Raw genomic sequence first — 20,229 nt, forward strand, 5'->3', positions numbered from 1 at the left:
ACAAGTAGAGAAATCGAAGGAGGGCGTTCGTATGAAAAAAAGACAGCTCGGCTCAAGTAGTTTATTTATTTCAGAAATTAGCTTAGGAGGTATGTCTCTTTCGACAAGCAAAAATAATGCAGCAGCCATTATCGATATGGCACTAGATGCTGGCATTAATTACATTGACACAGCAGATTTATATGATTTTGGTGCCAACGAACAAATAATTGGTGCCGTTTTGGGCAAACGTCGACAAGATATGATCGTGGCAACTAAAGTAGGCAATCGTTGGTCAGAAGGTGCGGACGGTTGGCATTGGGATGCCTCCCCTACATATATTAAAGAGGCCGTGCATCAAAGCCTGAAAAGACTTGGTACAGATTACATTGATGTCTATCAACTACATGGTGGCACGATAGAGGATGATTGGGATGGCATTATTGACACATTTGAGAGCTTGAAAAAAGACGGTGTAATTCGAGAATATGGCATTTCCTCGATTCGACCTAATGTACTGAAACGTTTTTTACCAGCTAGCTCGGCAAAAAGTGTCATGATGCAATATAGTGCGTTAGATCGTCGCCCAGAGGAATGGCTAGACTTTATTGCCAATGAAGGTGCTTCGTTAGTAACACGCGGCACTGTTGCAAAGGGCTTACTAACAAATACTTGGAAAGAGCGCATGCAACGCGTAAACGGTTATCAAACCTATACAGCAGATGAATTGACAATGACATTAACAGACTTAGCAAAACACTATGAAGATTTACACGCATTAGGGCTTGCCTTTAATTTGAAGGAACCTACTATTGCTTCAACTGTGATTGGTGCTAGTTCACAGGAACAACTTGCCCAAACACTTACAGCTTATGAAAAAGTCAATTCCATTACTAACTTTGAAGTAGCCAACGCACTGACAAAAGCGGAACAATACGCAGAGCACCGATGAAAAAATGGCTAATTTTATTGCTCCTTTTAGGTATTCTCGCCATCTCCTCTAGCATGAGCTACGAACAACAGTCTATTATTCCTGAGCTTGAGGAACTTTTGGTCAATAAACCTTTTGAAGCACAACTATCAGTATTAAAAATTCCTTATTGGAATACAGTAGTGTCTGTTGAGGAGCGAGGCTACTTTGAATTTGTAGAATTTCTAATTCGAAAGTTTACGCATTTTATAGGTTTTGGATGTATTGCGCTCGGGGTCTACTTTGCATTGGGAAAACGGCGTTTTGCTGCGGGCGTCGCCATTGTCCTTACCGCTTTGATTGCGATGCTAGATGAATTCCGTCAAAGCTTTACACCTGGACGAACAATGAACGGGCAAGATGTCCTAGTAGATACAGCTGGAGCTATTGTTTTTATTAGCATCACCTTAGCCGTCAAGAAAATACGGATGCTTAGAAAATAAATTTTGCTGGAGGTGTAGGCGATTTAGAGCATTTCTGTGGCGATTTCAATTGCGCTATCCGCGATTCCAAGTATCTATCAAAATAAACTAAAAAACAGTGAATCTCTATTAAGAGATTCACTGTTTCTACAAAACTAAGACTAAAATTTTGAGCCTTTATCACCGTACTCGTTTAATAATTCTTCAAACGATTTGTTTTTCTCACGTTGCTTGCGCTCAAAGGCTAGCTGTGCTTGACGCTCTTCCTCTGCCGCCTGCTCTTTCGCTGATAAATCTTGTTTTGCAGCTTTTAACTTCGCTAACACATCGCCACCAAGCTGGTCGGCTAATGTAACAGCTTCTTGCTTTGGTAAACTAGCTGTGAAACGATCATCTACACGCTGCTGTTGTTTTCGTTTTTTTCCCATTACTTTCACCTTCTTACTAACATTAAGGGCGTTGAACAACTGTTGCTACTCCTTGTCCACCACCGATACATAATGTGGCAAGGCCTGTTTTTGCATCACGCTTCTCCATCTCATGTAAAAGTGTGACTAAAATTCGCGCCCCACTAGCACCAATTGGGTGGCCAAGAGCAATTGCTCCCCCGTTTACATTTAGTTTATCATGATTGAAGCTTAGTTCGCGATCTACAGCAATTGATTGTGCCGCAAACGCTTCATTCGCTTCAATTAAATCTACATCTACTAAAGATATATTCGCCTTTGCTAACGCTTTTTTCACCGCAGTTACTGGACCAGTTCCCATAATGGACGGATCTACGCCAGAGCTCGCATTTGCTGAAATTTGTGCCATTGGCTTAATCCCCAACTCTAACGCCTTCGCTTTTGACATCACTACAACTGCTGCTGCACCATCGTTAATACCAGAAGCGTTCGCGGCAGTTACTGAGCCGTCCTTTTTAAATGCAGGGCGCAGCTTTGATAGGGATTCCGCTGTAACGCCTGCACGTGGAAACTCATCTTGATCAAAAATAACAGCATCGCCTTTTCGTTGTGGAATTTCTACAGCAACGATTTCATCATTAAATTTACCAGCAGCAATAGCCGCTTCTGCACGTTGTTGTGAACGTGCTGCAAAAGTATCTTGCTCCTCACGTGTAATTTCATACGCATCACATAAATTTTCCGCAGTAATGCCCATATGATAGTCATTAAATGCACACCATAATCCATCATGAATCATCGTATCCACGACTTTTTGATCTCCCATGCGGAAGCCTTCACGTGCATTTTTTAATACATACGGTGCTTGGCTCATATTTTCAAAGCCACCTGCTACAATAATGTCTGCATCGCCTGCAACAATTGCCTGTGCTGCTAAATGCACTGCTTTTAAGCCTGAGCCACATACTTTATTAATTGTTAAAGCAGGCACTGTATTTGGTAATCCTGCTGCAATCGATGCTTGACGAGCCGGATTTTGTCCAAGTCCAGCCGATAAAACATTTCCCATAATGACTTCATCGACTTGCTCACCCGCTACGCCAGCGCGCGCTAATGCTTCTTTAATAACGATACTTCCAAGAGTTGTTGCCGGCACATCCTTTAATGTTCCATGGAATGAGCCGATTGCAGTACGCACGGCACTAACAATCACTACTTCGTTTGTCATAATCATTCTCCCCTTTTCCCCGTTCAAAAATCAACACTGCATGCATATGCTACTAGCAGATAACTATATTTTAACAAATATTTTGACGATTTTCGATAACGGAAATAATCGCAGTATTTCAAAGGTTGTTGTAAAATGTTGTCGTGTTTTAAACAAATATAGTTGGGAACATTACAATTAAGAAACATGCATTTACCTTATGATAACTTAGGGACGAATGCCTAGACATACAAAGAAACAAGTCGTGGAGGTATTGAAGATGAAAAAGAAAATGCTTTTATTTTCAGGTATTACAACGACGCTCGCCGCTGCTGCAACGGGGCTGTTCGGCTTTGCGCTTTCCAATAAATTAATGTACATTCAGCAAAAAGACCCCGATTTTATTCGTGAACGTGAAACAACTGCTAAACGTTTTGACGAAGCTTGGTACAATAAAAATTTTAAATGCGAATTAAATATTGATTCTCCTAATGGCTACTCCATTCGCGGCATTATGTTCCAACCACTGCAAACAAACAATACAATGATTATTTGCCATGGGGTGACAGAAAATAAAATCAACTCAGTCAAATATGCACGTCTTTTTGAACGACTAGGGTACAATTCCGTTATTTTTGACCATCGAAGACATGGGGAGTCAGGCGGTAAAACAACAAGCTATGGTTATTATGAAAAAAATGACTTAGATGCTGTTGTGAAAACCGTGAAAGCGATGATTGGTGAAAATGCCATCCTTGGGATTCATGGTGAATCAATGGGTGCAGCAACAATGCTGTTGTATGCGGGAACGGTTGAAGATGGTGCTGATTTTTATATTGCAGATTGTGCCTTTTCAGATTTTTCAATGCTGCTTAAACAAATTGCGAAGACAGAATTTAAATATGGCTCTATCATTCCGATTCGTTTCGCTGATTTCTTTATACGACTGCGCGATGGTTATTCATTTAAAAGTGTAACGCCTTCTGAAGCTGTCACACACATCGAAAAGCCTGTTCTCTTTATCCACAGTATTCCGGATACATTTATTCCAGCTTCCATGTCGCTCGATTTATATAATAAAAAGACTGGACCGAAAAAGTTAAAGCTTTTTGACAAAGGTGCGCACGCTCAGTCCTTTAATGAAAATATGGCTGAATATGAAGATCTGATACATGACTTTTTAGAAAGTTTTATTTATCAAAAAATAAATTACGATTCTTCCTCATCCAATGTCATTCCTTTTCATCGTTAAATGAAAAACCTTGCAAGCAAAATGTCCATCTGATAATGGACATTTTACAATTTGCAAGGTTTTTTATTATTCTGCAAAAACGATATGCCATTCATCACGTTTTGCTAAAAATTCTTTTGCAAGTGCCTGTGCACCTTCAAGACTATGACTTGCAGCCCAGCCACATTGCACTTCATTACACGCTGGTACAGCTGTTGCATTCGTAACATCTGTAAATGTTTTTTCTAAAATCGTTAGTAATTCATCATAATCATTATGATTAATCAATGATACATAAAAGCCTGTTTGACAACCCATTGGACTGAAATCGACAATATGGTCGGAGTAATTGCGAATAATATCAGCAGATAAATGCTCTAAAGAATGGAGTGCTGGCATTTCCATATGCTCCTTATTAGGCTGTTTCAAGCGAATATCGTATTTATAGACTTCATCGCCACTTTTTCCTACTTTTACACCCGCTAAACGGACATAAGGTGCTTTTACTTTCGTATGGTCTAAATCAAAACTTTCCACATTTGTTTTTTCACGTTCCATTGCTAACAGCTCCTTTTCTGACAATACTAACTATTATAACTGGTTTTCTATGAAATGTGTAAATTTTTAAAATAGAATGATAATTTAAATGTATCCTTACACAAATTTTCAAAATTATAACAGTATAAATCTTTCCTCTTTTGAAAAAATATTTTCGCACTTTTTATTACCGTTATTCTGATACCCTAATTAATAAAGGTTTTATCAAGTAAAAAAATTTTTCTTCTCATTTGTCAAAAAAATTTTCTGTATTTACGAACTTTTCTTGAAATAGTAGTATCATAGCAGTTTCAACTTTCTAGATCGCTGAAACCAATGGATGCGGGGGAACCAAATTTTTTGGATGAACATTCAATCCAAGGGGTGAATCCTTGTTAAGGTAGGGCTACTCAAAGGCCCGAATCCGTCAGCTAACCTCGTAAGCGTTAAATGAGAAGGAAGATGGAGCTTGTACTATTTGAAAATAATGTATTTACAGGGCTTAAGGCTTTAAAAATACTTATGTTCAATACAACCTCCAAACCTCCCCATCATTACTTTTTAATGAATTAGAAAGCGTGATGAAACGATCGTGGGTAACACCATTTATTAGGTTAGAGATATTTGAAAACGGATTCAACACCACTTATCTCCATCGTATTGCCCTGATTACTAAGTGAAAACGGAGGAAACCCATATGACTACTCAACAAGAAAAAAAAGGCATCTTTTATGGATGGTGGATTGTAGCAGCTTGCGTCATGATTATGACGTTTTTGTATGCACCAATTATTAATTTAGTGTCACTTTATACTGTCCCTGTAACGGAAGATTTAGGAATTGGAAGAACTGAATTTATGACGTATTATACGATTATGGCTTTAGTATCAATGATTTTCTGTCCAATTGCAGGAAAAGTGATGAGGAAAATGGACATTCGTCTTTACTTGACGATATTTACAACGCTAGGCACCATTTCATATGTAGGTTTTTCATTTGCAACGACTGCAATGCACTTTTATTTATTCGCAGTGCTAATGGGGGCTTCATTAGCAGGAGCTGCTCTTATACCTGCACCAGTATTAATTACAAATTGGTTTAACGAGAAGCGTGGATTATGTTTAGGGATTGCCCTAGCAGGTAGTGGTCTTGGAGGTGTCATCCTTAGCCCTGTCCTAAACTGGCTTATTACAGATTATGGTTGGAGAAGTGCTTACCTCATTACGGGCATTTCAATGTTTGTATTAATCGTACCTATGGCATTATTTGTTATTCGACTTAAACCTGCAGATAAAGGTCTTGTTCCACTAGGTGAAATAAAAAATATAACGACTTCTTCAAAAACAGTAGAAGGGCTTTCACAAAGGGAGGCATTTAGATCCGTATCATTTTGGGCACTTTGTGCGGCAATTGTTGTCGGCGGTATTGTCGTGAATGGTATGATCATTAACCTCGCACCATATTTAAAGGATATCGGGGGCACACCTCAACACGCTGCAATACTACTTTCTTTAGGTTCAGCAATGGTAATCGTCGGAAAGTTATTAGTCGGTCGCTTATACGATAAATTAGGTACCATCACAACGTTAGTGATTATTTGTGGCTCTGCTTTAGTAAGCTTTTTATTTTTAATGAGAGGCGATCTATTAATACCTGGTATCCTGTATACGATATTTACTGGATTCGGTGCAACGGCTGTTACCGTTACACCTGCTTACTTAACTTCATCACTATTTGGGGAAAAAGAATATAGCGCGAAATTTGGGATTGTCTCATTATTTTCATCACTAGGCGCTGCACTAACACCAATTGTTTCTGGAGCGATTTATAATATTAATCATTCATATGGATTACTGTTAAATGTCTTAATTGTACTTTCAATCTTATTATTTGGATTGTTTGTCATTGCCATTAAAACAAAACCTAAATTTAATACAACTTCAGATATGGAATATTCATTAGACTAGAGAGGTGTATCATATGACTAAACATGAAACATTAATAATGGCGGAAAATTTTCAAGAAGAATTAATTCAGCATCGCAGACATCTACACCAACATCCTGAGATTGGATTTGAACTACCAAATACAATCGCATACGTTGAAAAAACTTTACTTTCTATGGGCCTAACACCACAAAAAGTCGGACAAGCAGGGCTTGTTGTAACGATTGGTAATGGCAACGGGAAAACAATCTTACTAAGAGGCGATATGGACGCATTACCGATGGAAGAAAACACGGATTTGCCGTTTAAATCAACAAATGGATTTGCACATACTTGCGGCCATGACATCCATACGACGTTCATGCTCGGCGCTGCGAAGCTTTTAAAAGAGAAAGAAAATGATATTAATGGAACTGTCAAAATCATGTTTCAGCCTGCTGAGGAAATTGGTCTTGGTGCAAGGGATATGATAGAAAATGGCTTGCTCGAAAATCCAAAAGTCGATGCTGCCCTTGCCCTCCATGTAACGCCAGATTTAGAAGTAGGGAAATTTGGTTACAAACCGGGCATCGCCGCTTCATCATTAGATGGCTTCTTCCTAAAAGTGCAAGGCAAAGGCGGACACAGTTCTGAGCCTCAAAATGCCATTGATCCATTAATGATTGTCAATGCGATATACAATCAAATGAATACATTAGTCAGCAAAGAAATTGATCCTAAAGAAAGAGCCGTTCTCGTTATTGGTAAAATGGGTGGCGGCACAGTAGCAAATATAATTCCAGATACAGCACATTTAGAGGCTACACTACGCTCTTTCAAACCAGAAGTTAGGGATCATCTATTTAGTCGAGTTCAAGAAATTATAGATGCAACAGTGAAAATGATGCGTGGAACATATGAATTAAAGACCATCTCTACCCCATCACTTTATAATAATGAAGCACTGTGCGAACAAGTCGTACCTTTTGTGAAAGAAATTTTAGGGGAAGACAATTTACAAATTGACGCTGAACCATTAGCAGGCACGGAAGATTTCTCTTACATTAGCCAACAAGTTCCAACAATGTTTATGTGGGCTGGCTCCAACGGATTAGGTGACAGCAACTACCCACTACACAACCCAAATATTATGTTAGACGAAGGAGTTATTCCATTAGGGGTAGCGGTCGTTGTGCATAGTGCAATTAGCTGGTTAAATCAAGCTTAACCTTTCTAAAGTCAAGAAGGTAGAAGAACTTATTTTTTTAAGTTCTTCTACCTTCTTTTTTCTTATTCCTATCAAAGCTTATATCATCTACTGATATTTAGCTTTGATAAAGGTTGTTGGATTTCCATAGAATTAACAGATACGTTTAGGAGCAATGTGACAATCATGCTAATTGCGAGTAGTATCGCCACAGACTTCCATTGTATTTTAAATTCATTCTTTTTCATTAATAACAATTGATTAATAAAATGAAGGAAAAAAACAATTAGCGACACTACAACAAACTGAAAGAAAAAATGCATCGCCGTCACCATCCTCATTCATTTTACGATTCATCTTCTATAAATTTCAAAAATCTGTTGCTCCATATATTTTCATAAAAATCGATCGTCTCACTTGCCGACATGAAAGGATTATTTACAGTAGAAGTAGCTTTACGTACCATAACGTTTTCGTATCCTAAGCCATGAGCAAATTTAATCGTAGCATCCAAGCAATATTCTGTTTGCGCACCGCAAAATTCAATACGCTGTACAGCTAATTCATCTAAAATATTTTTTAAGTTCGTTTTGTAAAAGGAATTTGCATGTTCTTTTCTTACATAATAATCTTGTTCTTGGACATTTAGATTTTCATGAATAGCCCAAAGTTCCTCCTCAGGTACTAGTTCCTCATCACAATGTTGAACAAAAATAATTGGTTTATGTAATTCACGATATAAGGCAATCCGCTTATTTACTTTAGTAAGTAAATTTTGCAAATCAAATAAATGCTCGTTACTGTAACATACCCCATTTTGTAAATCGATTACGATTAAAACATCTGCACTAGCTTTCATCATCTTTTCCTCCTTCATTTTCGATGGTTGTCATTTTACATCAATAAAATAGTAAAGTAGGTTATTAACATTATGCGTCCTGCTGATTGGAGTGGAGGGCGGCGACTCCAGCGGGAACGCACAGAACGTAAGACGCAACAGACCGCGCGTTAGCGAGGGTTGCGGCTTACGTTGTGCCCGCGGAAAGCGTCCGCACGCAACGGAAATCAAATGCAATAACTATTTATATTTAGTTTAAATGAAAAAGACTGCAGGTAAAACTTAAATTCGTAGTGTTGATATAAGCCATGTGTTAAAAACATGCTTTCTCTTTAGCAATTGGAGGTTATTTCCCCCCTTTGATTTACTTTAAGTTTTGTATCTCCAAATTCGGACAGCATTTTCTTAATTCAGCGATGAATTCTGATTTATTTTCTGGAAAAACCTTTATACTTCCAAAGTTTGCAGATTCCACCCATAATTCAAGCCCTTTATCAGTTGGTGAAATTTTATAACCAGTGAAATTATCTGTTGTCGGAGAAACCTTAGTGATATTTTGATAAGGAATTCGACGTTTGAATGGTCCACCTTTAATACATAAATACTCTTTATAGAAAACATATTGTATCGAAGCCCCATACCACCATACAAAACCGCCTGAAACAATAAAGAGGACAGCAATTATTAGTAAAATTGAGAAAGGTAATTCTTTATACAAAGAAAGCAGTGGGATTGTACCCATTATTGAAACGACTACAAAGATCAGTATTAACAAAAACACGTCTACTTTTGAACGGAAAACCATTCGCCCATCCCCTTTCTTATATAATTACATTATAATCAACAATACATAAAATTGTAATTATTTTCAAAATCACACTTTGCCATCGAGTCTGCAGAGTAATTCAAACAACAACGAAAAAAGCAACCGGTTTACAAAACCAGCTGCTCCTTAAAAACTCCAATTATTTCTGGAATTTATTCATTTGAGTCATCATTTGGCGTACTTGCTTTTCAGACGGCGTACGACCCATTTGTGCCATCATCATTCGAATCATTTGTTCGTTAATTGGTGGGTTTTCTTTTAAATATTTCATCATAGCTTGACGTGCAAAATAGAAACCAAGTGCTGCGCCAGCTGCTAATGCGATAATTACAATAATAATCCAGCCCCATGTAGGCATACAACCAACCTCCTCCACTACAATATACCGAGAAAAAAACTCTCCACGCTCCATTATACACCAAATACTAGCGTGTTACTATATATTATAGTGAAAATTCCTAGTGCATTGTATACTTCATCGGCTTTAACCAACCACACTCATTATCTTGTTTATTAAAGGCAATAAAACGCTCACTCATTTTTGCTAGCATTTGAAATAAATCCAAATCAAGCATTCGCGAGCCTTCACAATAGACACAGATTTTACGATCTACTAAATAAATCGCCATCTTTCCTTTTATAGGATGTTCTAAAAATAAAGCATTCCGCGCTCTTTCTAAATGAGCATATTTTGAATCTAGCTGTGCTTCTAGCATTGCAGCAATTTCATCGAAGCGGACAGTTTCACATATATACGCGAGTTCTTTTAAGGATTTCTCATTGGCATCTTCACAGCCCTGCATCATTTCTAATAACTTACGCTCTCTGCCGAAAATAAACGTTAAATGCTCTTCTTTTATTTTATATATGGAATAGGTTCTCACCAGAAATCCCCCTTCGCTCAGTTTCTTTAACGTAAGTATAGCTGATTAGACCATGTTAATTTGTCAAACGAAGGAGGTAACCATCTTCTATTTTTGTCGAAAAGCTTCTAGTTTCAGCTTATAAAATAATGCTCAGCCTCAAGACCTAGATGAAAATCCATTTCCAGTCCGTTTTAGATGATCTTTCAAACAGGTAACATAAAGGTACAAACGAAAGGAGCTAAAACATATGAAAAAATTTCTTTTATTAACTGGAGGTATTATTGCAGCATGTGTCGCACTTGCATTAATCGGTCCAATTACAGGCTTATTATTTTCAGGTGTACTCGTTGCACTAGGCATGCACTTCTACATTGGCAGTAAATCGACATTTGCAAAAATCATTTGGTTTACAGTTGGTCTAATCGGTGTGCTTTCAGCAGTTTCTAATATTCCAGCAATGATTGGTCTTGCAGCAATCGCCATTATTTATGTTATCTACAAAAAATGGAATGGCGAAGACGTTAAAATCCCAACAGTGGAAGCGAAAGAAGAAGATCCGTTTACAAACTTTGAAAAAGAATGGTCAAATTTAACAAAATAAAAGGAGCGAATTACAAATGAACTTATTCCAACGTTTTAGATACACAATTGAGGCTGATTTACATCAAGTATTTGATAAAAAGGAACAAAAAAATCCTATCGCTATGTTAAATCAATATATTCGCGAGGCAGAGAAGCAAACAGAGCAAACAGGTAAATTATTAGAGCGTCAAGGCAAGCTAAAAGAAAAAATGGAACTTGAGCTAAAACAAAATGCCGAATTATTAGCTAAACGTGAAGCGCAACTTCAATTAGCGTTGGCTAGTGGCGAACAAGACTTAATCGATTTCGCATCTGATGAAGTAGCAGCTTATACAACTCGCAATCATACGTTGCAGGCAAGTATCGAGGCGAGCACTCAAGAATATTTTGAGCTAGAGCGTAAATTTGAAACAATGAAGCACAAAATTAAAGATATGAAAGTTCGTCAATTACAGCTAATGGGGAAAGAAAATGTCACGCGTGCACACCATCAAATGGACGGCATGCTTGCCAACAACAACAAGGCTAATTTCGAGGATTTAGAATCTTATATCGATAAGCTTGCTTACCGTATCGACAAAGATCACGAGGTGACAACTTTTGAGGCACGCCTTGCAGCGCTTGAAAAAAATACATCCGAAGCTACTTCACCACTACTCATTGAAAAGAAATAACATGTTATAATGGAAAGAAATAAGGGATGCCTCAATAATTGAAGCATCCCATTTCTTTGAGTATAGGGGGAATAAAAAGAGATAAAGGATAATGATAAATGAAAAATAATAAAAAAAGGAAACGGTTTAATCTATTGATTACTATATGTATTTTTGTTTTTCTTATACTTATGTTTCTGACAATTCTATTATTTAGTTATCGTTTTATCGCACAACAACACATTAAACAAAAAAGTAGTGACCTAATCGACAATGGTGGCATTAGTGAGCTTAAAGAATTAAATGTAAATGGAAACAAACAGTTTCTATTAGTTGAAGGTAAAGATAAGAACAATCCGTTTTGTTTATTTTTACATGGTGGGCCTGGTTCGCCGTTCCCATATGGCGTAAGCGCTCGAACATTGTTTCCGGAAATAACCGATCATTGTGTTGCTGTGTATTACGATCAAAGGGGTTCAGGTAAAAGTTATACTAAAGATTTATCTATTTCTACAATGAACCTTAGTCAATTCACAGATGATGCGAATGTTATCGTTGATTATATTAGAGAAACTTATCATCAAGAAAAAATATTTGTCATAGGTCAATCATTTGGTACAGTGATTGGAACTCAATTAGTAGCCAACTATCCAGAGAAAATTCATGCCTATATGGGCATAGCTCAATTAACGAGTAGTAGTAAAGGGCAAAAACTTGGTTATAATTGGTTAAAGGGTGAAGCTATTGCTAATGATGATCAGAAGACACTCCATGAATTAGAGGCATTAAATATTATGAATTATTAGATGCACCAAACGGTAAACATTTTATCACATTAGAACACTCTGCCCATTATCCGAATGCACTTGATTCTGATATAATACCAAACGCCATTAAAACGATGGTAGAAGCTCATTACTAGGAATCTGATATTCCTCGGAAATAAATTTAGTAGAAAGAAGGGTGACCCTCTTGCAAAACTTTACAACAAATAAACTCACATTTTGGGTTCTATGCTTCTTTTTACTCGTTTTTGTAGAGCTCACAATTTTCAATAATGGTGGCGCTTTTTGTTTAATAATTGGAGCTGTATTGCTCTATTTAAGCTTTTCGAAAAACATACGATTTTTAAAATGGACAGGAATTTTCTTTATCGCCATCTCCCTTTTTACGATGTGGAGTTTGCGCCTATTTATCGTTATTTTGCTCTTATACACACTCTATCAATACTTACAACGAGAAAATGAACCGAAAATCGTTACATTAGAATTCGAAAAGCTTCCAGCAACTAAAAATGAACTATTTGGGACAATACCTGCACCTGTAGATGCCTATAAATGGCAAGATGTACAAATCCAACGTCTTGCTGGTGACATTACGATCGATACAACCCAAACGATTTTACCTGCTGGTCCAAGTCTAGTTACAATCCGACAAGGAATTGGCAAAGTGCAAATATATGTACCTTATGAAATTCCATTTCGATTACACTACACGACGTTATTTGGAGAATTTACGGGTCTACAAGGCGGTCCACAGCGGCTCCTGAATGAAAGTATTGTGTTCTCAGATGGCAACCCTGAAGATGCAAAGCGTACCCTCGTTATACACGTTGCTACATGGCTAGGAGATTTGGAGGTGCTACGTAAATGATTGCATTTCTTTCAAGAGTATTTACTTTATTTTTCATATTGATTGGTGCAGCTTTCGGCCTTCTCTTTGCTGTTTGGGGCGAACCAAATGAAAAAGTTTGGCAACCTTTATGGCAACAAAACTATGATAATATGCCGCTAGGTGGCGTGATTTTAATAAGCCTTTTTGCCCTTAGTTTCATTATTTCATGCTGGATTAGTATGACAGCTCGAGCGCGAGAGGCACAAGCTACTCGCTTTGTGAAGGAATTAATCGAGCCTGATTTCGTCCTTCCTAAAAAACAGGCACTACCGAAACCACTGAAAAAAGCACTTGTTCAAACGAGCGAGCTAATTGATACACAACGGAAAAGTTTACAGCGACTTTCCAATGAACGTGCGGAAGCAAATGATAAAGTCATCCAAGAGCGCATTATTGCCGAACGTCAACGTCTTGCACGTGAACTACATGACTCCGTTTCACAGCAATTATTTGCCGCTTCCATGTTACTTTCTGCTCTGACAGAAAGCGATGAAAATGCTAAAAGCTTAAAGCAAGTAGAAAAAATTGTACAGCAGGCACAGCTTGAAATGCGCGCATTATTATTACATTTACGCCCTGTTGCCCTGCACAATAAAACGCTCGCCCAAGGCTTAGAGGAATTGATTATCGAGCTTCAACAAAAAGTATATTTTCATATTGAATATGAGCTAGAAGAAATGTCTTTATCGAAGGCAGAGGAAGATCATTTATTCCGCATTGCGCAGGAAGCTTTATCAAATACGTTGCGTCATTCTAAAGCAACAGAGGTTGAACTACTTCTTGTTGCCCGAGATGATTTAGCGATTTTACGTATTCAAGATAATGGCCTCGGCTTTGATGTGGAGGCGGATAAATCGACTTCTTATGGACTACAAAATATCGCCGAGCGAGCGGTTGAAATTGGCTGTATGTATAAAATTGTTTCCGTACCTGGAGAAGGTACGATTGTAGAGGTCAAAGTTCCCCTACAGAAGGAGGTTGTTGAAGTTGATACAAGTATTAATAGTGGATGACCACGAGATGGTCCGAATTGGCGTATCTGCCTACTTGTCAGCACAGCCTGATATTACCGTTGTTGGTGAAGCGGAAAATGGTGCAGAGGCTGTAGAACGTGCCCTTGCCCTTCGACCAGATATTATTTTAATGGACAATGTCATGCCTGTAATGACAGGAGCGGAAGCGACTGCCAAAATATTAGAAGCCTGGCCAGAAGCGAAAATAATGATGGTCACAAGCTTTTTAGATGATGACAAAGTTTATCCGGCTTTGGAGGCTGGCGCGGTTAGCTATATTTTAAAAACATCCAACGCTAAGCAAATTGCTGACGCCATTCGTAAAACAATCGGCGGAGAAACCGTTTTGGAGCCCGAAGTCACATCTAAAATGATGCACCGTATGCGCTACGGTTCGAACACACCACTTTATGAACAATTAACTGACCGTGAAATGGAAGTTCTACTACTAATGGCAAAGGGCAAAGCAAACCAAGAGATTGCTGATGACTTATACATCGCATTAAAAACCGTGAAGACCCATGTCAGCAATATTTTAGCCAAATTAGACGTCCAAGATCGTACACAAGCCGTCGTCTACGCCTTCCAAAATGGTTTGGCCAAGTAATGATAATAATTTCATAAGGCTTTTAAAAGGATAACTGAACATTTTGCTAGTTATCCTTTTCTACTCATTTAAACAATCTTTAATAATACATGTAATTTAGAACAATAAATCACGTACAACTTGTGCAATCAATAGAAGGAAGATTGCGGGCATGGCGATTTGAAGCCATTTCATTCGAATGTACGGCACCAACTTCATTCCTAAGTGCGATCCCAAAATCGAACCTACAGTAACTGGAATAGCAATCCCCCAATTGACGATACCAAATAGATAGTAAAATACAAAAGCACTCATGCAACTGGAAAACATCATGAAACGTGTTAATTCAACAGCCCTTAAATAGCTATGTCGCCTCTTCAAAAAATACATACTATTCATTAATGCAGAACCTGGACCAAATCCCCCGTCATACATACCAATAAAAAAAGGTGTGATAAACAAGGGCTTTTGTTCATGATGATCTTCTTCCTTCATCCCTATGTTTTTATTATTTTTGAGTACAATAAAAAAGGATAGTACTAAAATAAAACAAGCAATAATATTCATGACTTGTTCAGAAATCCTTGTAGCTAAAAATGCCCCTGATATTCCGCCCAAGCTTGCCATTATCATAAACGGCACCATTTCCTTCAGAGCTATTTCTTTTTTTAACAATAACGTGATGACATTTGTAAACGAAGATACTCCTGTCGCAAACTTATTCACTGCCACCGTAGCATGAATAGGTACACCTACTACTAGCATTGCTGGAAGTAATATAAAACCTGCTGCACCAAACATGACACCAATCATCGCAGCTATGATTCCGATCGAACATAACAGTAATCCATCTACTGAAAACCATTCATTTATGAGAATAGCCATTCCACTCACCTCTCTTTCTAAATTACTGCTATAATTTACATAAAACAAATATATCTTTTTTTCCTATTCATAAAAAAAATTTATAAAATGGTGATGACAATGAATTTACATGCACTAAAAATATTTACAAAAGTTGCAGATTTAGGGAGTATTACTGCTGCGGCAAATGAATTACGGTTAAGCCAACCTGCTGTGACAATCCAAATTCGTAATTTAGAAAAAGAGTTGGGTTTGCAGCTAACGAAAAGTAAAGGACGAGGAATTCAATTAACAGAAGAAGGGCGCTTTGTTTATGAACAAGGACAACGCTTGTTTCACTTAGAAGCCCAAATTGAGGATAAGCTGCAAGCATTTGTCGCAAAAGAAGAAAAAATTCATATTGCGACTTCTTACATTCCGATTAATTATGTCCTACCTGAATATATTGCTAATTACAAATTAATGTATCCTGGTGTAGAATTTTACGTATCACTAGGAAATGTTAAATCAGTGGAAGATAAAATTCGAAATTACGAAGCAGACTTCGGATTTGTTGTTCAAAGTAATGTTGGACACGAAGATTTATATTTTGAAAAGTTAATGGAAGTCGAATTTGCGTTTATTGCCCATCCATCCCATCCATTGGCGAATCAAATCGTTTCGTTACGTGAGTTATCACAGGAGGAATTAATTTATCGGGAAAAAGGTAGTTCGACACGCGACTTACTAGAAGCTGTTTTTTATGCTCAAAATTGCCCATTGCCTAAGATTGGCTTACAAATGCAAGGACTATTTGAATCTTTAAAAGCTGTAGAAGCAGGCTACGGAATTGTCCTCGCCCCTCTTCTCAGCGTAACGGACAGCATCAAAACCAATAAATTGGCACATATCTTTATCAATAATGTAGAAATTAAACAAAGTTTATTTATTTGCACACGAAAAAGTGAATTGAAAAAACCAACTTTTGTACGGTATATAAATGAACAATTTGAATCGCAATAACATATTTTTTATAAAAACTACCTATGAAGTTTCTAAGGTCGAAACACTTGCCAGAACAGAATGAGTGGAAATCCATTTTTGCGACACTACCTCAAAAATTTGCTGAAGCATAAAGCTTCTTAATTCATAATCAACGGGCTGTCTACACGCTAAAACAAAAAAGTACACCACTATATACGTGGTGTACTTTTTGTTTACGTAAAGAGTAACGTTATTTTATTCTGTAATAATTTTATAGCGCTTTAACTTTCGCTACAACATTTTCTACAGTGAAACCGTATTTTTCCATAATTAATTCACCTGGTGCAGAAGCGCCGAACTTGTCGATAGCAAGAACGTCTCCTTCAAAGCCAGTGTATTTATGCCAACCGAATGATGCACCCATTTCGATTGCAAGACGTTTTGTCACAGCTTTTGGAAGAACTGATTCTTTATATGCTGCATCTTGTTTTTCGAAGCGATCCATTGATGGCATTGACACAACTGCTACATCCATGCCTTCAGCTTTTAATGCTTTTTGGGCTTCAATTGCAAGTGAAACTTCTGAACCTGTTGCAATTAAAATTGCATCTGCTACTTCTTTAGAAGCAGGTGATACAGTGTAAGCTCCTTTTGTAACACCTTCGCGAACTGTTTCAATTGACGCGTCAAGCACTGGTAAGTTTTGACGAGATAATACTAATACAGTTGGTGTGTTTTCAGAAGATACTGCAAGCTCCCATGCAACTGCAGATTCATTCGCATCTGCCGGACGAACAACAGAAAGATTTGGCATTGCACGTAATGAAGCTAAGTGTTCGATTGGTTCATGTGTTGGACCATCTTCCCCTACAGCAATTGAGTCATGTGTGAATACATATGTCACAGGAAGACCCATTAGTGCAGAAAGACGCACAGCAGGACGAACGTAATCTGAGAATACGAAGAATGTACCACCAAAGACGTTTAGACCACCGTGAAGAGCCATACCGTTCATTGCTGCACCCATTGCAAATTCGCGCACACCGAACCAAATATTACGACCAGCATAATCGTCTGCTGAGAAATCGCCTGCACCCTTCATCGTCGTTTTGTTCGAGCCAGCAAGGTCAGCTGAACCACCGAAGAATGATGGTGTTTTCTTCGCAATTGCATTGATTGCATCACCTGAAGAAGAACGTGTTGCTACAGATTTCCCAGCTTCATATACTGGTAATTCTGCTGCAAAATCTTCTGGTAGCTTACCATTCATAGCATTTTCGAATTGAGTTGCTAATTCAGGGAACTCAGCTTTATATGCTTCAAATTTCGTATTCCAAGCTGCTTCAGATTGTGCACCTTGCACTTCAGCAGCTGCATTGAACGTATCATATACTTCAGCAGGAATTTGGAATGGTTCATGTGCCCATTCGTACGCTGCTTTTGTTAATACAACTTCATCAGTACCTAGTGGAGCACCGTGAGAATCAGATTTACCTGACTTGTTTGGAGAACCGAAACCAATTACTGTTTTCACTTCAATAAGTGTTGGCTTGCCAGTAGATTTTTTCGCTTCCTCGATTGCTTGGTTAACAGCTTCTACTTCTGTACCGTCAGCAACCTTTAAATAGTTCCAGCCATATGACTCAAAGCGTTTTTGTACGTTTTCAGAGAATGATTTTTCTAAATCACCATCTAATGAAATATCATTTGAATCGTATAATACGATTAATTTTTCAAGTTTTAAGTGACCAGCTAATGAAATCGCTTCAGCTGCAACACCTTCCATTAAGTCGCCATCGCCGCAAAGCGCAAATGTATAGTGATCGACAATATCATGTCCTGGTTTATTATAAGTAGCAGCTAAATGACGCTCTGCCATTGCCATACCAACTGACATGGCAATACCTTGTCCAAGAGGACCTGTAGTTGCCTCTACTCCAACAGTATGACCGTATTCTGGATGTCCTGGAGTTAATGAATCCCATTGACGGAAGTTTTGAATTTCTTCCATTGGAAGGCCGTAACCTCCAAGGTGAAGTAGGCTATATAAAAGCATAGAGCCGTGACCTGCTGAAAGTACGAAACGATCGCGGTTATACCACTTTGGATTAGCCGGATTGTGGCGAAGTTGTTTTGTCCAAAGCGTATAAGCCATTGGCGCTGCCCCCATCGGTAAGCCTGGGTGACCTGAATTTGCTTTTTCAATTGCATCAATTGACAATGTTCGGATAGCATTAATCGCTAGTTGATCCGCATGTTGAGTCATTATGTTGTGACATCCTTTCTCGTCCTATATATTGTTCTACTACAGTTTAGTCAACATTGTCCTAGAAAACAATGCTTTTGTTATACTATTTGAGATTTATGTCATACTTTATCATCATTTTGTAACTTGCCATTTAAAATGGAAGAACTGAATGACGAATATTATCCAGCTATAACAATAGAAACCCAAAACGATCTAGTACTGGATTAAATGTGACATATTAATTTAAAAATTTATTTTTTTTCGCTTGTTTTACCTTCTCAGGTGTAACGTCATTGCCTTCTTCATCGACAACTTTAACATTTTCAATCGTATCGCGCATTGACGCTCTAAATGTATCTAAATATTCTTTGCGAAGAGAAGTACGCTCTTTCGCTTCTTCCTCTGTTAAATTGCCCGCCTTCGCTTTTGCTGCTAATTCATTAATTCGATTAATTTTTTCTTTTGATAACATTGTTACACACCTTTCAATACCTTTATCACTTCAGTATGCAAAGTATAGCATGGTTTCCCTTAAAATGCAGTTATACCAACCCTTAAAAACACTTCTTAGCCATAATTTACATGACTTCCAGATGTTAGTCGTGTATAACTAATTATACAAGGAAAAAATTTATACTTTATTGGAGGAAATAAGGTGAACATCACAACACAGCGATTACATATTCGAAAATTTGAAGCACAAGATTTGCAAGCTGTTTATAGTTATATGTCCGATAAATCGGTGATGTACTATATGCCAGAAGGTGTTTTAACTGTAGAACAGGTACAAAAATTTATAACAGATAATAGCGGGGAGCAAGCACAACATTTTGCTATTGTTTTACATGATCAGCCACAAGTCATCGGTCATCTAGTTTTCCATCCCTACTTTGGTGAACATACCTATGAAATTGGTTGGGTGTTGAATCCTGCATATTATCGTCATGGCTATGCTTCAGAAGCAGCGCACGCCCTATTAGATTATGGGTTTACCAATATGAAGCTTCATAGAATTATCGCTACATGCCAGCCCGAAAATATTGCTTCCTACCGAGTGATGGAAAAAATCGGTATGCGACGTGAAGGTTTTTTCAAAAAGTGTATACCGTTTGGTGACGACTGGTGGGATGAATACTATTACGCTATTTTACAGGAAGAATGGTCAGCTTTAATATGAAATTTATCTTGCCCTACAACAACCTACTTGGACAGTTTATTTTACAAACAGGAAC

At 37.9% G+C, this 20,229-nt stretch carries 23 protein-coding genes and 1 riboswitch; of the genes, 13 read left to right on the top strand and 10 right to left on the bottom strand.

What is annotated here, in order from left to right:
* Nucleotides 1–31 precede the first annotated feature (31 nt).
* Entirely contained in the window at nt 32–931 is a 900-nt protein-coding gene (locus ACIP9C_RS03805; RefSeq protein WP_401008754.1) for an aldo/keto reductase, read from the top strand.
* Nucleotides 928–1,392, top strand: coding sequence for a VanZ family protein (locus tag ACIP9C_RS03810; RefSeq protein WP_401008756.1), 465 nt, complete (start codon nt 928–930; stop codon nt 1,390–1,392). The genes ACIP9C_RS03805 and ACIP9C_RS03810 overlap by 4 nt, the downstream gene beginning before the upstream one ends.
* 140 nt (nt 1,393–1,532) lie before the next feature.
* Here ACIP9C_RS03810 and ACIP9C_RS03815 read toward each other — a convergent pair whose 3' ends face one another.
* Complete coding sequence (locus ACIP9C_RS03815; RefSeq protein WP_401008758.1) at nt 1,533–1,799, bottom strand: YqkE family protein; 267 nt, start codon at nt 1,797–1,799, stop codon at nt 1,533–1,535.
* Between the two features lie 22 nt (nt 1,800–1,821).
* Complete coding sequence (locus tag ACIP9C_RS03820; protein ID WP_401008760.1) at nt 1,822–3,006, bottom strand: acetyl-CoA C-acetyltransferase; 1,185 nt, start codon at nt 3,004–3,006, stop codon at nt 1,822–1,824.
* Between the two features lie 259 nt (nt 3,007–3,265).
* On the opposite strand from ACIP9C_RS03820, the gene ACIP9C_RS03825 reads away from it, so the two are divergent.
* Nucleotides 3,266–4,237, top strand: coding sequence for an alpha/beta hydrolase (locus tag ACIP9C_RS03825; RefSeq protein WP_401008761.1), 972 nt, complete (start codon nt 3,266–3,268; stop codon nt 4,235–4,237).
* Nucleotides 4,238–4,303: 66 nt separating this feature from the next.
* Here the strand turns inward: ACIP9C_RS03825 and ACIP9C_RS03830 are convergent, their stop codons facing one another.
* Nucleotides 4,304–4,774 (bottom strand): S-ribosylhomocysteine lyase, encoded by a 471-nt coding sequence (locus ACIP9C_RS03830; RefSeq protein ID WP_340825553.1) that lies wholly within the window; start codon nt 4,772–4,774, stop codon nt 4,304–4,306.
* Nucleotides 4,775–5,068: 294 nt separating this feature from the next.
* A riboswitch (cyclic di-AMP (ydaO/yuaA leader) is annotated at nt 5,069–5,215 on the top strand.
* Between the two features lie 235 nt (nt 5,216–5,450).
* Between ACIP9C_RS03830 and ACIP9C_RS03835 the strand changes: the two genes are divergently transcribed.
* Both ACIP9C_RS03835 and ACIP9C_RS03840 read left to right on the top strand, forming a co-directional pair.
* Nucleotides 5,451–6,719 (top strand): MFS transporter, encoded by a 1,269-nt coding sequence (locus tag ACIP9C_RS03835; protein WP_401008763.1) that lies wholly within the window; start codon nt 5,451–5,453, stop codon nt 6,717–6,719.
* Nucleotides 6,720–6,732: 13 nt separating this feature from the next.
* Nucleotides 6,733–7,905, top strand: a complete 1,173-nt coding sequence (locus ACIP9C_RS03840) for a M20 metallopeptidase family protein (protein ID WP_401008765.1) — start codon at nt 6,733–6,735, stop codon at nt 7,903–7,905.
* A gap of 325 nt (nt 7,906–8,230) precedes the next feature.
* Here ACIP9C_RS03840 and ACIP9C_RS03845 read toward each other — a convergent pair whose 3' ends face one another.
* From ACIP9C_RS03845 to sirA, 4 genes are all read right to left on the bottom strand, one after another.
* Nucleotides 8,231–8,743, bottom strand: coding sequence for a cysteine hydrolase family protein (locus ACIP9C_RS03845; protein WP_401009173.1), 513 nt, complete (start codon nt 8,741–8,743; stop codon nt 8,231–8,233).
* 343 nt (nt 8,744–9,086) lie between these two features.
* Complete coding sequence (locus tag ACIP9C_RS03850; protein ID WP_401008767.1) at nt 9,087–9,527, bottom strand: PH domain-containing protein; 441 nt, start codon at nt 9,525–9,527, stop codon at nt 9,087–9,089.
* Between the two features lie 160 nt (nt 9,528–9,687).
* Nucleotides 9,688–9,906, bottom strand: a complete 219-nt coding sequence (locus ACIP9C_RS03855) for a YneF family protein (protein WP_024361518.1) — start codon at nt 9,904–9,906, stop codon at nt 9,688–9,690.
* Nucleotides 9,907–10,006: 100 nt separating this feature from the next.
* On the bottom strand, nt 10,007–10,432 hold the full coding sequence (gene sirA, locus ACIP9C_RS03860) for a sporulation inhibitor of replication protein SirA (RefSeq protein WP_173478238.1): 426 nt from the start codon (nt 10,430–10,432) through the stop codon (nt 10,007–10,009).
* Between the two features lie 229 nt (nt 10,433–10,661).
* Here sirA and ACIP9C_RS03865 point away from each other — a divergent pair, with 229 nt between their 5' ends.
* The 6 genes from ACIP9C_RS03865 (at nt 10,662) to ACIP9C_RS03890 (ending at nt 14,943) form a co-directional block, all read left to right on the top strand.
* Nucleotides 10,662–11,015 carry a lmo0954 family membrane protein gene (locus ACIP9C_RS03865; protein ID WP_173478237.1) on the top strand — a complete coding sequence of 118 codons (354 nt, stop codon included), beginning with the start codon at nt 10,662–10,664 and terminating at the stop codon, nt 11,013–11,015.
* Nucleotides 11,016–11,031: 16 nt separating this feature from the next.
* The gene (locus ACIP9C_RS03870; RefSeq protein WP_401008770.1) at nt 11,032–11,670 is read left to right on the top strand and encodes a PspA/IM30 family protein; all 639 of its coding nucleotides are present in this window, start codon (nt 11,032–11,034) and stop codon (nt 11,668–11,670) included.
* 170 nt (nt 11,671–11,840) lie between these two features.
* Nucleotides 11,841–12,455, top strand: coding sequence for an alpha/beta fold hydrolase (locus ACIP9C_RS03875; RefSeq protein WP_401008772.1), 615 nt, complete (start codon nt 11,841–11,843; stop codon nt 12,453–12,455).
* A gap of 157 nt (nt 12,456–12,612) precedes the next feature.
* Nucleotides 12,613–13,302 carry a cell wall-active antibiotics response protein LiaF gene (gene liaF, locus ACIP9C_RS03880; RefSeq protein WP_401008774.1) on the top strand — a complete coding sequence of 230 codons (690 nt, stop codon included), beginning with the start codon at nt 12,613–12,615 and terminating at the stop codon, nt 13,300–13,302.
* A complete protein-coding gene (locus ACIP9C_RS03885) occupies nt 13,299–14,336 on the top strand; it encodes a sensor histidine kinase (protein ID WP_401008776.1) in 1,038 nt (345 codons plus the stop codon). Before liaF ends, ACIP9C_RS03885 begins: the two co-directional genes overlap by 4 nt.
* A complete protein-coding gene (locus ACIP9C_RS03890) occupies nt 14,311–14,943 on the top strand; it encodes a response regulator transcription factor (protein WP_401008778.1) in 633 nt (210 codons plus the stop codon). The genes ACIP9C_RS03885 and ACIP9C_RS03890 overlap by 26 nt, the downstream gene beginning before the upstream one ends.
* Nucleotides 14,944–15,039: 96 nt before the next feature.
* Here ACIP9C_RS03890 and ACIP9C_RS03895 read toward each other — a convergent pair whose 3' ends face one another.
* Nucleotides 15,040–15,807, bottom strand: a complete 768-nt coding sequence (locus tag ACIP9C_RS03895; RefSeq protein ID WP_401008780.1) for a sulfite exporter TauE/SafE family protein — start codon at nt 15,805–15,807, stop codon at nt 15,040–15,042.
* Nucleotides 15,808–15,906: 99 nt separating this feature from the next.
* Here ACIP9C_RS03895 and ACIP9C_RS03900 point away from each other — a divergent pair, with 99 nt between their 5' ends.
* Nucleotides 15,907–16,788: a LysR substrate-binding domain-containing protein gene (locus ACIP9C_RS03900; protein WP_401008782.1), complete on the top strand. Its 882-nt coding sequence runs from the start codon at nt 15,907–15,909 to the stop codon at nt 16,786–16,788.
* Nucleotides 16,789–17,020: 232 nt separating this feature from the next.
* On the opposite strand, the gene tkt is transcribed toward ACIP9C_RS03900, so the two are convergent.
* The gene (tkt, locus tag ACIP9C_RS03905; protein ID WP_401008784.1) at nt 17,021–19,015 is read right to left on the bottom strand and encodes a transketolase; all 1,995 of its coding nucleotides are present in this window, start codon (nt 19,013–19,015) and stop codon (nt 17,021–17,023) included.
* Nucleotides 19,016–19,235: 220 nt separating this feature from the next.
* Nucleotides 19,236–19,469 (bottom strand): DUF896 domain-containing protein, encoded by a 234-nt coding sequence (locus ACIP9C_RS03910; protein WP_340825578.1) that lies wholly within the window; start codon nt 19,467–19,469, stop codon nt 19,236–19,238.
* Between the two features lie 183 nt (nt 19,470–19,652).
* Between ACIP9C_RS03910 and ACIP9C_RS03915 the strand changes: the two genes are divergently transcribed.
* Complete coding sequence (locus tag ACIP9C_RS03915) at nt 19,653–20,174, top strand: GNAT family N-acetyltransferase (RefSeq protein WP_401008786.1); 522 nt, start codon at nt 19,653–19,655, stop codon at nt 20,172–20,174.
* The last annotated feature ends 55 nt before the right edge of the window (nt 20,175–20,229 follow it).

Source organism: Lysinibacillus sp. NPDC093210, from assembly GCF_044753985.1.
GTDB lineage: Bacteria > Bacillota > Bacilli > Bacillales_A > Planococcaceae > Lysinibacillus.